The organism is Nocardia rosealba, from assembly GCF_020216065.1.
In the GTDB taxonomy this organism is placed as follows: domain Bacteria; phylum Actinomycetota; class Actinomycetes; order Mycobacteriales; family Mycobacteriaceae; genus Nocardia; species Nocardia rosealba.
In genome coordinates, this window is the sequence record NZ_JAIWNA010000005.1 from 282037 (window position 1) to 294859 (window position 12823).

General features: G+C 67.3%; 13 protein-coding genes. 9 read left to right on the top strand and 4 right to left on the bottom strand.

The genetic code is table 11. From position 1 onward, the window contains the following. The first annotated feature begins 51 nt into the window (after nucleotides 1–51). The 4 genes from hsaA to hsaB are packed head-to-tail and all read left to right on the top strand — an operon-like array spanning nucleotide 52 to nucleotide 3589. On the top strand, nucleotides 52–1215 hold the full coding sequence (gene hsaA, locus LDL21_RS20390; protein ID WP_225281348.1) for a 3-hydroxy-9,10-secoandrosta-1,3,5(10)-triene-9,17-dione monooxygenase oxygenase subunit: 1164 nt from the start codon (nucleotides 52–54) through the stop codon (nucleotides 1213–1215). Between the two features lie 3 nt (nucleotides 1216–1218). Then, nucleotides 1219–2088 (top strand): 4,5:9,10-diseco-3-hydroxy-5,9,17-trioxoandrosta-1(10),2-diene-4-oate hydrolase, encoded by an 870-nt coding sequence (gene hsaD / locus LDL21_RS20395; RefSeq protein ID WP_225281349.1) that lies wholly within the window; start codon nucleotides 1219–1221, stop codon nucleotides 2086–2088. Then, nucleotides 2085–2993: an iron-dependent extradiol dioxygenase HsaC gene (hsaC, locus tag LDL21_RS20400; protein ID WP_308017152.1), complete on the top strand. Its 909-nt coding sequence runs from the start codon at nucleotides 2085–2087 to the stop codon at nucleotides 2991–2993. Before hsaD ends, hsaC begins: the two co-directional genes overlap by 4 nt. 17 nt (nucleotides 2994–3010) lie before the next feature. Then, on the top strand, nucleotides 3011–3589 hold the full coding sequence (hsaB, locus tag LDL21_RS20405) for a 3-hydroxy-9,10-secoandrosta-1,3,5(10)-triene-9,17-dione monooxygenase reductase subunit (protein WP_181701045.1): 579 nt from the start codon (nucleotides 3011–3013) through the stop codon (nucleotides 3587–3589). 193 nt (nucleotides 3590–3782) lie between these two features. Here the strand turns inward: hsaB and LDL21_RS20410 are convergent, their stop codons facing one another. Further along, nucleotides 3783–4982 (bottom strand): saccharopine dehydrogenase family protein, encoded by a 1200-nt coding sequence (locus LDL21_RS20410; protein WP_225281351.1) that lies wholly within the window; start codon nucleotides 4980–4982, stop codon nucleotides 3783–3785. Between the two features lie 31 nt (nucleotides 4983–5013). Between LDL21_RS20410 and LDL21_RS20415 the strand changes: the two genes are divergently transcribed. Together LDL21_RS20415 and LDL21_RS20420 are read left to right on the top strand one after the other, a co-directional pair. Further along, nucleotides 5014–5610: a TetR/AcrR family transcriptional regulator gene (locus LDL21_RS20415; protein ID WP_225281352.1), complete on the top strand. Its 597-nt coding sequence runs from the start codon at nucleotides 5014–5016 to the stop codon at nucleotides 5608–5610. A gap of 87 nt (nucleotides 5611–5697) precedes the next feature. Further along, a complete protein-coding gene (locus LDL21_RS20420) occupies nucleotides 5698–6249 on the top strand; it encodes a YdeI/OmpD-associated family protein (protein WP_225281353.1) in 552 nt (183 codons plus the stop codon). A 127-nt stretch (nucleotides 6250–6376) separates the two neighbouring features. On the opposite strand, the gene LDL21_RS20425 is transcribed toward LDL21_RS20420, so the two are convergent. The 3 genes from LDL21_RS20425 to kstD all read right to left on the bottom strand — a co-directional run bounded on the left by LDL21_RS20425 (nucleotide 6377) and on the right by kstD (nucleotide 9885). Further along, nucleotides 6377–7192, bottom strand: a complete 816-nt coding sequence (locus LDL21_RS20425) for a GNAT family N-acetyltransferase (protein ID WP_225281474.1) — start codon at nucleotides 7190–7192, stop codon at nucleotides 6377–6379. Between the two features lie 141 nt (nucleotides 7193–7333). Next, nucleotides 7334–8194: an enoyl-CoA hydratase ChsH3 gene (gene chsH3 / locus LDL21_RS20430; RefSeq protein ID WP_225281354.1), complete on the bottom strand. Its 861-nt coding sequence runs from the start codon at nucleotides 8192–8194 to the stop codon at nucleotides 7334–7336. After that, complete coding sequence (gene kstD / locus LDL21_RS20435) at nucleotides 8194–9885, bottom strand: 3-oxosteroid 1-dehydrogenase (RefSeq protein WP_225281355.1); 1692 nt, start codon at nucleotides 9883–9885, stop codon at nucleotides 8194–8196. The genes chsH3 and kstD overlap by 1 nt, the downstream gene beginning before the upstream one ends. Nucleotides 9886–10010: 125 nt before the next feature. On the opposite strand from kstD, the gene LDL21_RS20440 reads away from it, so the two are divergent. Genes LDL21_RS20440 through dmpG form a run of 3 tightly spaced genes read left to right on the top strand, consistent with a single transcriptional unit; the run spans nucleotide 10011 to nucleotide 12780 of the window. Further along, nucleotides 10011–10796, top strand: a complete 786-nt coding sequence (locus LDL21_RS20440) for a 2-keto-4-pentenoate hydratase (protein WP_181701139.1) — start codon at nucleotides 10011–10013, stop codon at nucleotides 10794–10796. Between the two features lie 19 nt (nucleotides 10797–10815). Further along, a complete protein-coding gene (locus LDL21_RS20445; RefSeq protein ID WP_181701141.1) occupies nucleotides 10816–11721 on the top strand; it encodes an acetaldehyde dehydrogenase (acetylating) in 906 nt (301 codons plus the stop codon). 12 nt (nucleotides 11722–11733) lie between these two features. Beyond that, nucleotides 11734–12780 (top strand): 4-hydroxy-2-oxovalerate aldolase, encoded by a 1047-nt coding sequence (gene dmpG / locus LDL21_RS20450; RefSeq protein WP_225281356.1) that lies wholly within the window; start codon nucleotides 11734–11736, stop codon nucleotides 12778–12780. Nucleotides 12781–12823 lie beyond the last annotated feature (43 nt).

Consider the following 12823-nt stretch of genomic DNA (forward strand, 5'->3'; position numbering starts at 1 on the left):
ACGAACGAGAACAGTTTGTCGATTCCGACAGGGCAGGAACGGGCTGGCGAAATGACGCAAGAAGTGACCGAACGGGTCGAGGCGCTGCTGCCGACGCTGCGCGAACGCGCGCAGGAGGCCGAAGACCTGCGCCGCATACCCGACGAATCCATGAAGGCACTGCAGGAGACCGGGTTCTTCCGGCTGCTGCAGCCCAAGCAGTGGGGCGGGCATGCCGCCGACCCGGTGGTCTTCTACGACTCCGTGCGCCGCATCGCCAGCGCCTGTGGGTCGACGGGCTGGGTGGCAGGCATCATCGGCGTGCACAACTGGCACCTCGCACTGTTCGACCAGGCCGCCCAGGAGGAGGTGTGGGGTGCGGACACCGACGTGCGGATCTCCTCGTCGTACGCCCCCATGGGCATGGGCCAGGCGGTCGACGGCGGGTACATCGTGCGCGGGTCGTGGGCGTGGTCCTCGGGCTCCGATCACGCGACCTGGGCAGTGCTCGGCGGACCCGTCATCAAGAACGGGAAGCCGGTCGACTTCGGCAGCTTCCTGATTCCGCGCTCGGAGTACCGCATCGACGACGTGTGGAATGTGGTCGGCCTGCGCGGCACCGGTTCCAATACCGTTGTGGTGGAGGACATCTTCGTACCGACGCACCGCTTCCTCAGCTTCCGCGCGATGAGCGAGGGCCGCTCGCCCGGCCTGGCGCAGAATCCCGATCCCGTGTACAAGATGCCGTGGGGCACAATCCATCCCACCACCATCTCCACCCCGATCGTCGGCATGGGTTACGGCGCCTACGAGGCGCACGTCGAGCATCAGGGCAAGCGGGTGCGCGCGGCCTACGCGGGTGAGAACGCCAAGGACGACCCGTTCGCCAAGGTCCGTGTGGCCGAAGCAGCCAGCGATATCGACGCCGCCTGGCGACAGCTCTCGGGCAATGTGGCCGAGGAGTACGCGCTGCTGCTCGCGGGCGAGGAAGTGCCGTTCGACCTGCGTGTGCGGGCCAGGCGCGACCAGGTGCGCGCCACCGGCCGGGTGATCGCCTCGATCGACAAGCTCTTCGAGTCCTCCGGTGCCACCGCGCTGGCCAACGGCACTCCGCTGCAGCGCTTCTGGCGCGACGCGCATGCCGGACGAGTGCACGCGGCCAACGATCCCGAGCGCGCCTACGTCATGTACGGCACGCACGAGTTCGGGCTGCCCGTCACCGACGCCATGGTGTAGCCGATGACCCAGACCGCTGAGATCACCTACGCATCGACCTCACGCTTCGCGCAGGTCACCCCCTCATTGAAGTTGCACTATCACGAAGCGGGCGTCGGCAACGGTCCGACGATCGTGCTGTTGCACGGCGGCGGGCCCGGCGCCTCGGCGTGGTCGAACTTCGCCCGCAACATCCCCGTGCTGGCCGAGAACTTCCACGTGATCGCCCTGGACCAGCCGGGTTTCGGCAAGTCCGAGAAGCCGGTGGATCATCCGCAGTACTTCGTGCACGCGTCCACCGCGTTGCTCGCGCTGCTCGATCATCTCGAGATCACCGATCGTGTTCACCTGCTTGGCAATTCGCTCGGTGGCGGCACCTCGGTGCGCTTCGCGCTCGACAACCCCACGCGCGCGGGCAAACTCGTGCTGATGGGTCCGGGCGGGTTGAGCACCAACCTGTTCGCGCCCGACCCGACCGAGGGCGTCAAGCTGCTCTCGGCGTTCAGCTACGCGCCGACCAGGGAGAACCTCGAGAAGTTCCTGCGGATCATGGTCTTCGACCAGTCGCTGGTCACCGAGGAGCTCATCGACGAACGGTTCGCCCAGGCGAGCACCCCCGAATCGCTGGCGGCCATGCGCGCGATGGGCAAGTCCTTCGCCGGCGCCGATTTCGAGAAGGGCATGCTCTGGCGCGATGCCTACAAACTGCGTCAGCCGGTGCTGTTGATCTGGGGCCGGGAGGATCGGGTGAACCCGCTCGACGGCGCGCTCGTAGCCACCAAGGTGATTCCCCGGGTGCAGCTGCACGTGTTCGGCGGTTGCGGCCACTGGGCGCAGCTGGAGAAGTTCGACGAGTTCAACCGGCTCACAGTCGATTTCCTCGGGAGCAAGTGATGAGTATTCGCGCACTCGGCTACATGCGCATCGAGGCCACCGACATGGCGGCCTGGCGCGAGTACGGCCTCAAGGTACTCGGCATGATGGAGGGCACCGGGCTGAACCCCGACGCCCTCTACCTGCGCATGGACGATTTCGCCGCGCGACTGGTGATCGTCCCCGGTGAGCAGGACCGGCTGCTGGTCTCGGGCTGGGAGGTCACCGACGCGCGTGGTCTGCAGCAGTTGCGGGAGACCCTGGACAAGGCCGGGGTCGAGTACACCGAGGGCACCAAGGACGAGCTGGGCGAGCGCCGTGTCGAGGGCATGATCCGGTTCCAGGATCCGTCCGGGAACACCCTCGAGGCGTTCTACGGCGCGCAGTACCTGGGCCGCCGCTTCGTGAGCCCGTACGGCCACAAGTTCGTCACCGCCGAACAGGGACTCGGCCACGTGGTGCTGACCTGCACCGATGATGCTGCGGCACAAGCCTTCTACCAAGATGTGCTGGGCTTCCGCCTGCGCGACTCCATGCGGCTGCCACCGCAGATGGTCGGTCGACCCGCCGACGGCGACCCCGCCTGGCTGCGCTTCTACGGCTGCAACCCGCGCCACCACGCGCTGGCGTTCCTGCCGCTGCCGAACCCCACCGGCATCGTGCACCTGATGGTCGAGGTGGAGAACTCCGACGATGTCGGCCTGTGCCTGGATCGCGCCCTGCGCAAGAAGGTGAAGATGTCGGCCACCCTCGGCAGGCACATCAACGACAAGATGCTGTCGTTCTACATGAAGACGCCGGGCGGCTTCGACATCGAATTCGGTTGTGAGGGACTGGAAGTCGACGACGACAACTGGACGGCCCGCGAATCCACCGCGGTCAGCCTCTGGGGTCACGACTTCACCGTCGGATTCAAGCAGCAATAGGAATGGCGGCGAGGGACATGACCGAACAGACACCGGCGATCGACGGCCGGCAATTCCGTAATGTGCTCGGGCAGTTCTGCACCGGCATCACCGTGATCACCGCGCTCGACCCCGACGGTGCGCCGATCGGGTTCGCCTGTCAGTCCTTCGCCGCCCTTTCCCTCGATCCGCCGCTCGTGCTGTTCTGCCCCACCAAGGGGTCGCGCTCGTGGGCGGCGATCGAGGCGGCGGGCAAGTTCTGTGTGAACGTGCTCGCCGAGGAACAGCAGCCGACATGTGCCCGCTTCGGCTCCCGCGAACCCGACAAGTTCGCCGGAGTCCCCTGGCACACCTCGGATCTGGGTGTGCCCGTACTCGACGATTCGCTGGCCACGATCGAATGCACGGTGGATTCGGTGGTCGACGGTGGTGACCACTTCATCGTCATCGGACGAGTCCAGGCGCTGGCGGAATCGGAGACGACGACCAATGGTCGCCCGCTGCTGTTCTACCGGGGCCAGTACACCGGCATCGAACCGGACAAGACCACCCCCGCCCCCTGGCGCGCCGACCTGGACCACTTCCTCACCACCACCAGCCTCGACACCTGGTTGTAAGTGGCGCCGGTGCTCGAGTGAGCACGCATCGCCGACGTGCACGAGCGCTGACGCCCGGTTGTGGGCTCAGCCGCGATCAGGGCGGTCAGCAGGGCGGACGACAAGCCTCGTCGTTGGCTTCGGGCACAGCCCAGCTTGTCGTTGTGAAACTCATCGTGGCGGGTCGGGCGTGCCGACGTAGTGCGTCGCGGGCTCAGCGTGCCGCGATGAGGGCTGTCAGCAGGGCGGACGACAGCGCCGCGGCGTTGCTGTCGGGGGTGGCCCAGCTGCGGGTGGTGATCGTCATCGCCGCGGGGTCCGGTGCGCCGAGGCAGTGGGACGCGAAGGCTTCGAAGAACTGGTCCGGGTCGAGCAGCGTTTCAGGTGCGTGGACCCCTGGACATGGGTTCGCGGCCAGCAGCAGCGCGCCGACAGCCAACGGGACGCCGGTGTTGTCGGCCATCGACAGGCCGGGGACCTGACTCAGCGCAGTGGCGACCCTCGCGGGGGAGCCGTCCCGTTGCCCCTCGGCGATGGCGAACAGCGGCGGCAGTCCACCGGCCGCGACGAGAGTTGCCGGGTCCGCCGGGAGCAGGCGTTCGAGACGGGCAGCCAGGATCGCCGCGCGATCGACGGTCAGCAGGCGGCGGTTCATCGCCCAGCGCAGTGCCAGCAGCGCGGCCGAGGTCGGACGATCGGCGACGACCACCGAGGTCGCGTCCCTGACACCGGGGAAAGCCAGCGGCAAGGTGATCGCCTCCGGGTGACCGAAGCTGCGGCCCTCACCGGTGCCGAGTCCCGGGTATTCGAGCCGAAACCGTTCCAGTGCAGGGCGTTCGACGCGTATTCCGGCCCTGGTGACCGGGATGTTCCCGCTGATCTGGCGCATGCCGTGCACGACGGCGGCGGTCGCCGCGGCGCTTTCCTCGGTGTGGGCCGAGTGGATGTTCCAGCCCGTCACCAGGGAGTCGACCCGATCGAGTTCGGCGCCCGCCCGGACCGCGAGCAGGTTCGCCACACCCGGACTCGCGCCCATGCCGAGCAGCGCCGTCACCCCGGCCGCTTTCGCCTCGGCGTCGAGTTCGAGCATGTCGGCGGTGGGTTGTGGATCGTCGCAGATGTCGATGTAGTCGCAACCCGCCGCGATGGCGGCGGCCAGGATCGGCGGGCCGAAGCGGAAGTACGGGCCGACGGTGTTCACCACGAGGTCGGTCTCGCGCAGTGCCGCGGCGAGTGACGGACCGTCGGTGACGTCGAGTGCTCGTGCTTCGGCACCCAATTCCCCGGCGACCTTGCGCGCCGCCTGTTCGTTCCGGTCGGCGATCGTCAACGCGGTGACCCTGTCGTCGCCGCGCAGGACGCGCGCCGCGACACGCCCCATTTCCCCTGCCCCACCCAGTGCCAGAACTCGCATCACTGCCTCCCCTTCGAATATATTGACTGTCATGACAGTAAATAAAATCGGCCGGCCCAGCAAGGCCCCCGAGCGGATCGCGCAGATCCTGCGGGCGGCACGCTCGGTGGTAGCCGCCGACGGGTTCGCGAATACGACGCTGTCACGGGTCGCGACGGCGGCAGGCGTGCAACGCACCCTGGTGTTGCACTACTTCGGCAACCGGGACGGTCTCATGCAGGCGTTCATCACCGACGCGGTGGCGGAATACGGCGACACCCTGCTGCGGATCGGCGCCGATTCGCCGATCGAGGAACGGGTGGCACGAATGTTCGAGCCGGGCGCTTATGCGAGTCGCGACGACCTGGTCGTGTGGTGCGAACTGGTCGCGCTCGCTGCGCGGGAACCTGTTGTGCGGCAACGGCTCACGGATCTGTGGGCGGAGCGCTGGTTACCCGGACTCGAGCAGCAGCTGGCCGCCGCGTACCCGGCGGCCGCACCGGAACGGGTGGCCGCCACCGCGTACGCCCTGGCGTGCCTCTTCGAAGCGCACTGGGCTTTTCACCTCCAAGGTGTGGACCAGCCCGAGCGCACCGAGCAGGCCAAACAGGGCGCACACACCTTGCTGGCCGCTCTAACTGCCGCGTAGGGCGCTCGTCAACCGGTCGTTCTACACGTGGAAATCGACGAGGAAACTGCTCATTCGGTGAGCACTTTGGCGAGCAGGATGATTCTCATGACCGCGAGCATTGAATTCATCACCTGCGCCGACTCCGCCGAATGGGAATCGTGGCTGGCCGCGAACCACGCCTCGGTCGACGAGGTGTGGGTGCGGATCGCGAAGAAGGGCGCGCCGGAGCCCTCGGTGACGATCACCGAGACGCTCGACGGCGCGCTCTGCTACGGCTGGATCGACAGTCACCGGCGTTCCCTCGACGCGCATCACTACCTGCAGCGGTACTCGCCGCGACGGGCCCGCAGTCCTTGGTCGCAGGTCAATGTCGCCAAGGCCGAGGCGTTGATCGCGGCAGGCCGGATGCGGGCTGCCGGGTTCGCGGCGATCGAGGAGGCCGTTGCCGACGGTCGGTGGGCGGGGGCCTACGAACGGCAGCGCACCGCCGAGACGCCTGCGGAGCTGGCTGCCGCCCTTGCCGAATCACCGAGCGCGGCATCGGCTTACGCGGCGCTCAACCGTTCGGATCGGTACCGACTGTTCCTACCGATCCTCAAGGCCGCTACGTCGCAAGAGCGGGCGACCCGCGTCGCCCAAGCCCTCGCCGCACTCTGACCGCGACCGTTCAGCGAGGCCCCGGCGGGGTCACGTGCACCGTCCGGTAGGCCGAATCCGACGCGTGCGGACGCGGCCCGGCGCACCACCCTGGGGCCCCCGGGCCAGGACGAAGCTGCCCGGGTACTCAGAGCTCTTTCACCAGGATTGCGCGAGTGTAGAGGAGGGAGAATCCTCGGCCTTGGGCGTTCTGTTGCGACTTGGAGCCGGGCGCGGTGGTGACTGTCGCCAGGTCACATCCGGCTTCAGCCGCGTCGATGAGACGTGCGGTGAGCAGCGCGGTCTGAACCCCACGCCTGCGATGCGTAGGGAGGGTGGCCGCGCCCGCGAGTGCGGCGATCCCACCATCGGTGCGCATACTCGCGCCACCGGCCGCCACACCGTCACGGTAGGCGATGTAGCGACGAGTCTCGTTGGCCGAGGCCATATTTCGCATCACTTCCGCGATGGCTTCGCGCGGGAATTCCTCATGCGTCGGACCGTCATCGGGATGGGCGAACCCGTCGACGACCACATCGAGCCACGGCCCGAGATCGTCCCCGGCATCCAGTCGCACCTCCACCCCGTCCGGCGCCACCCACCCGCCGCCGTCCAACGGCATTCCCAGCACATTCTCGAACGACATCAACCGATACCCCCGCCCCGTCAGCTCCTCCGCGATACGCGGTTCCCCCAACTGCGACAACTCCACCTGCACCGGGCACCCCGCCCGCGCATAAGCCTCCTCGATCGCCTCCCACTCCCCCACCGAAGGCACCCCACCGAACCCGACCCCCACCACCTTGTTCAACGGCGACCCCACCCCCGCGAAACAAGCCGCCCCACCCCCGACCTCCCGGACGAACCCGTCGACTCCCTGCCCGATCCCCACCCGAGCAGCCCCGACAATCGCGGAAGTCTCCACCCGCTCGATCCGCGCCGCCAACTCCCCACCACAAAACAACGACAACCCGTTTTCGCTCATCCCCCACTTATAGCCCCCGTGTCCAGCGAGTTTCCGCACCGAAACCAAGATCACCACGCGCTGGTGGCGGCGACCTCTCGGCCGATGCCGCCACCAGAGCGTGGTGATCAGGTGTTCAGGTCAGGCGATGCGCAGGGTGACGTCGCCGAGGACGGGCGCGTCGTCGCGATCGACGGCCGTGACCACCGCGACGAGCGTGTCGGCCTCCCGCCAGACCTTGGTGCGCAGGGTTTCGCCGGGGTAGAGCACGCCGGTGAACTTCGCGCGGAAGCCCGCGACGCGGGTGGCGTCACCGTCGAGCAGGACATCGGTGAGCGACTTGCAGACCACGCCGTAGGTGCACAGCCCGTGCAGGATCGGTGCGGGAAAACCGGCCGCCTTCGCGAATTCGGGATCGGAGTGCAGTGGGTTGCGGTCACCGCAGAGGCGGTAGAGCAGTGCCTGCTGCGGCAGGGTGGCGGTGGTGAGTTCCGCGTCGGGGGCGCGATCGGGGAGCTCGGCTTTCGTGCTCGGTCCGCGTTCGCCACCGAAACCACCCTCGCCCTTGGCGAAGATCGACGAGCGCGCCGTCCAGAGCGGCTCCCCGTCGGCGCCGGTGACGGTGTGCTCCTGCACGATCACCGCATTGCTGCCCTTGTCCCAGACCTCGGAGATCCGGCCGACGGACACGGCCTTGCCCGCCGCGGGAATCGGCTTGTGCACCACCACTTCCTGATGACCGTGCACCACCTTCGCCAGGTCGATCTCGACGCCGGGGAAGCTCACGCGCGGCGCGGCGGTCTCGCCGAGGGTCGGGGCGACGGTGGCGAAGGTGGGCAGCACCTGGGGTTCGCTGTCGTCGAGATAGCGCAGCTCGACCGGATCGGTGCAGCGCGCGCCGGCGCCGAGACCCAGGTGGTAGAGCTGCACATCCGTGGGGGTCCAGCTGAATTCGCGGCTGGGCAGCGCCGCGCCGAGCGCGATCTGGGGATCGATGGGCACTACTTCACTTCCTTTGCGGTAGCGGACTTCTTGCCGACGATGTCGAGCACGGACAGGTAGGCGAAGGTGATCGCGGGACCGATGGTCGCGCCGGGGCCCGCGTAGGTGTGGCCCATCACCGGCGAGCTGCAGTTGCCCGCGGCGTAGAGGCCGTCGATCACCGAATCGTCTTCCCGCAGCACACGTCCGGCGGTATCGGTGACGAGGCCGCCCTTGGTGCCCAGGTCGCCGGGGACGATCTTCGCGGCGTAGAACGGGCCCTGCGAGATCTCGGCCAGGCACGGGTTGGGCTTCACGGTCGGGTCACCGTAGTAGCGGTCGTAATGGCTGTCGCCCCGACCGAAGTCCTCGTCTTTGCCTTTGGCGGCGAAGCCGTTGAACCGCTCGACGGTGCCCGCGAGCGCGTCGGCGGGAACACCGATGCGGGCGGCCAGTTCGGCGATCGTGTCGGCCTTGACGATGTTGTCGTTCTCCATCCAGCGCTTCGGAAAACGCTGTCCCGGTTGCAGTCCCGCGAAGATGTAGCGGTTGCGGTAGCGCTGGTCGAACACCAGCCAGGCGGGCACGTTCTCGCCGGGACCGGGGCCCTGGCCGTACTCGCCGCCGTACATGGTGTGCACGGCCTCCACATACGGGGCCGACTCGTTGCCGAAACGCACGCCGCGGTCGTTGACCATGATGGTGCCGGGCAGGTTGCGTTCGGCGAGCGCGAACCACGGCTTGCCGCCCTTGAAGATCGTCGGACCCCACCAGGCGTCCTCCATGAACCCGACCGTCGCTCCTGCCGCCATACCCGCGACGATGCCATCGCCGGTGTTGGCCGCGGCACCGGTTGTCCACTCAGTGGTTATCGGCTGCCGCTGGTACTTGGCGCGCATGTCGGCGTTGTGCTCGAAACCGCCGCTGCCGAGGATCACGCCGTAGCGCGCGGTGAAGGTGACCGATTCGCCGTCGACGGTGGCCTTCACGCCCGTGATCCGGCCGTCGGTCTCCACCAGGTCGGTGAGTGGGGTGTTGAGCAGCACCGGAACGCCCGCGTCGAGCAGGCCCTTGCGCATGGCGGCGATGATGGCCTGGCCCATGCCGAGCAGGTGCTTGCCGGTGAACTTGGCCAGGTAGGTGCGCGCGCCGACACGCAGCGCCCGCATCATGCCCTTGGGGTGGCGGCGGATCAGGTTGAGCCGCACGAAGTCGGCCTGCATGACGACCACGTTCATCGGTGCCTTGGCATACGGCGGCTCGAGAGCGGCCAGCTCCGGTCCGAGCACCTTGCCGTTGAAAGGGGTCGGTTCGCACGAACGGCCCTGGCCCAGGCCGCCCGGAGCCTCGGGGTAGTAATCGGAGTAGCCGGGCACCCACTTCATTTTCAGCGGGGTGTGGTCGAGCACGAAGTCGAACGCCTCGGCACCGCGATCGAGGTAGGTGTCGATCTTCTCGGCGGGCACCACGTCGCCGATGATGCTGTGCAGGTAGGTGCGCGCCTCGTCGCGATCGTCGGGGCGGCCCGAGGCGAGCAGCGCCTTGTTCCCCGGAATCCACACACCGCCCCCGGACCGGGCGGTCGACCCGCCGTAGTGCGCCGCCTTCTCCAGCACCACCACGCTCAGCCCGTGGTGCGCCGCGGTGAGGGCGGCGGTCATTCCAGCGGCGCCACTCCCGACGACCACCACATCGTATTCCCGATCACTCATGTAGAACACGTTATAGAATCAGGGCGCTGTTGCGCTATGTTGTCTGGAAGAAGAGCAGATATTCAGCTCCGAAACCGGTTACAGTTTGACTGTCCGGCCGAGCAGATTTTTCCCAGGAGGTACCCGTGCTGTCCGACGCGCAGCGGAGTGAACTCGCCGATGAACTGGCGCGCGCCGAACACGATCGGGTGGCTGTGCCGCCGCTGGTCGACCGGTATCCGGGGATCGACGTGGTCGACGCCTACGAGATCCAGTTGCTGAACATCCAGCGCAGGTTGCGCGACGGCGCCCAGGTGGTCGGGCACAAAGTCGGACTGTCGTCGAAGGCGATGCAGCAGATGATGGGTGTCGACGAACCCGATTACGGGCATCTGCTGGCCGAGATGGAAGTCTTCGAGGACGTTCCCGTCGACACCTCCCAGTACCTGCTCCCCCGCGTGGAGGTCGAGGTCGGCTTCGTCCTCGGCAAAGACCTGCCCGGCGAAGACTGCACCGAAGCCGACGTGCTGGCCGCGACCGTCGCCTACGCGCCCGCGATCGAGTTGATCGATTCGCGGATCAACGACTGGAAGATCGGGTTGGTCGACACCATTTCCGACAACGCGTCCTCGGCCGGGTTCGTACTCGGCAAGCAACGGGTGGCTCCCGCCGATATCGACATCAAGGCGATCGATGCGGTCCTCACCCGCAATGGTGAGGTCGCCGCCGAGGGTCGCAGCGACGCGGTCCTCGGTGACCCGGTGATCGCGGTCGCCTGGCTGGCACGCAAAGTCGCCACCTTCGGAGTGCGACTCAAAGCCGGTGACATCGTGCTGCCCGGCTCCTGCACTCGCGCCATCGACGCCCGCCCCGGCGACGACTTCCACGCCGAATTCACCGGACTCGGTTCGGTCCGTTTGCGTTTCAGCTGACCTTCCCTAGGAGTATTCCGTGACAAGTAAAGTCACCGCCGCGATCGTGGGGTCCGGCAATATCAGCACCGATCTGCTGTACAAGCTGATGCGTTCGGACAAGATCGAGCCGCGCTGGATGATCGGCATCGACCCGGACTCCGAGGGGTTGAAGCGGGCGAGCGGGCTCGGCCTGGAAACCTCCGCCGAGGGCGCGGACTGGTTGCTCGCCCTGGACGACAAACCGGACCTGGTGTTCGAAGCCACCTCCGCCTACGTGCACCGCGCGTACGCACCGAAGTACGAGGCCGCGGGCATCCGCGCCGTCGACCTCACTCCCGCCGCTGTCGGCCCGGCCGTGATTCCGCCGGTGAACTTGGATTCGTTGCGGGACGCACCGAACGTCAACATGATCACCTGTGGTGGGCAGGCGACCATCCCCATGGTCGCGGCCGTTTCCCGCGTGGTGCCGGTGCAGTACGCCGAGATCGTGGCGTCGGTGGCGTCGGTGTCGGCCGGGCCCGGTACCCGCGCCAATATCGACGAGTTCACCAAGACCACCTCCAAGGGTGTCGAAACGATCGGTGGCGCCCAGCGCGGCAAGGCCATCATCATCCTGAACCCGGCCGAGCCGCCGATGATCATGCGCGACACCATCTTCTGCTCGATTCCCGAAGACGCCGACCGCGACGCCATCGCCGACAGCATCCTGCGGATGGAGAAGTCCATCCAGGAATACGTGCCCGGCTACCGGTTGCTCAACGAACCCCAGTTCGACGACCCGTCGGTGGTGTCCGGCGGCATGGCGAAGGTGTCGATCTTCGTCGAGGTCGAGGGCGCGGGCGACTTCCTGCCCCCGTACGCGGGCAACCTCGACATCATGACCGCCGCCGCGACCCGCGTCGGTGACGTGCTGGCCGATCAGATCATCTCGGCTCGGGTGTAAGGAGTTTCCGCAATGAGCACAATCCTGAAGCCCTTCTCGGGCGAACTCGATGTCCGCGTCACCGACACCTCGCTGCGTGACGGGTCGCACCACAAGCGCCACCAGTTCACGGTGGCCGAGGTACGCAACATCGTTGCCGCCCTCGATGGTTCGGGCGTCCCGGTCATCGAAGTCACCCACGGTGACGGGCTCGGCGGGTCGTCGTTCAACTACGGGTTCTCCAAGACCCCCGAACAAGAACTCATCAAAGCAGCCGCCGAAACGGCCAAGCAGGCCAAGATCGCCTTCCTCATGCTGCCCGGCGTCGGCGTCAAGGAAGACATCAAGATCTCCCAGGACAACGGCGCGTCGATCTGCCGTATCGCGACGCACTGCACCGAAGCCGATGTCTCCATCCAGCATTTCGGTCTGGCCCGCGAACTCGGCCTCGAAACCGTCGGGTTCCTGATGATGGCGCACTCCACCACCCCGGAGAAGCTGGCGAAGCAGGCGCGCATCATGGCCGACGCCGGTTGCCAGTGCGTGTATGTCGTCGACTCCGCCGGTGCCCTTGTGCTCGAACAGGTTTCCGACCGGGTCTCGGCCCTAGTCGCCGAGCTCGGTGACGACGCGCAGGTGGGTTTCCACGGCCACGAGAACCTCGGTCTCGCCGTCGCCAACTCCGTCTACGCGGTGCGCGCCGGAGCCACCCAGATCGACGGCTCGGCCCGCCGTTTCGGCGCGGGCGCGGGCAACCTCCCCGTCGAAGCGTTCATCGGGGTCTGCGACAAACTCGGCATCAAGACCGGCGTCGACTTCTTCGCCGTCACCGATGCCGCCGAAGACGTCGTCCGCCCCGCCATGCCCACCGAATGCCTCCTGGACCGCCAGGCCCTGATGATGGGCTACGCGGGCGTCTACTCCAGCTTCCTCCGCCACGCCGAACGCCAGGCCGAACGCTACAACGTCTCCGCTGCCGAAATGCTCGTCCGCGCGGGCAAGCGCAAGCTCGTCGGCGGCCAGGAAGACCAGCTCATCGACATCGCCCTCGAACTCCAACGCGAAGCCGCCACGTCCTGACCCCCTGATCACCACGCTCTGGTGGCGAAATCGGCCGAGAGGT

Excerpts from the sequence above, each read along its gene's own strand:
- dmpG (WP_225281356.1), top strand. The coding sequence starts at position 11,734 with ATGAGCACAATCCTGAAGCCCTTCTCGGGCGAACTCGATGTCCGCGTC.
- LDL21_RS20415 (WP_225281352.1), top strand. The coding sequence starts at position 5,014 with ATGACAGTAAATAAAATCGGCCGGCCCAGCAAGGCCCCCGAGCGGATC.
- kstD (WP_225281355.1), bottom strand. The coding sequence starts at position 9,885 with ATGAGTGATCGGGAATACGATGTGGTGGTCGTCGGGAGTGGCGCCGCT.
- hsaB (WP_181701045.1), top strand. The coding sequence starts at position 3,011 with ATGACCGAACAGACACCGGCGATCGACGGCCGGCAATTCCGTAATGTG.
- LDL21_RS20410 (WP_225281351.1), bottom strand. The coding sequence starts at position 4,982 with ATGCGAGTTCTGGCACTGGGTGGGGCAGGGGAAATGGGGCGTGTCGCG.
- hsaD (WP_225281349.1), top strand. The coding sequence starts at position 1,219 with ATGACCCAGACCGCTGAGATCACCTACGCATCGACCTCACGCTTCGCG.
- LDL21_RS20420 (WP_225281353.1), top strand. The coding sequence starts at position 5,698 with ATGACCGCGAGCATTGAATTCATCACCTGCGCCGACTCCGCCGAATGG.
- hsaA (WP_225281348.1), top strand. The coding sequence starts at position 52 with ATGACGCAAGAAGTGACCGAACGGGTCGAGGCGCTGCTGCCGACGCTG.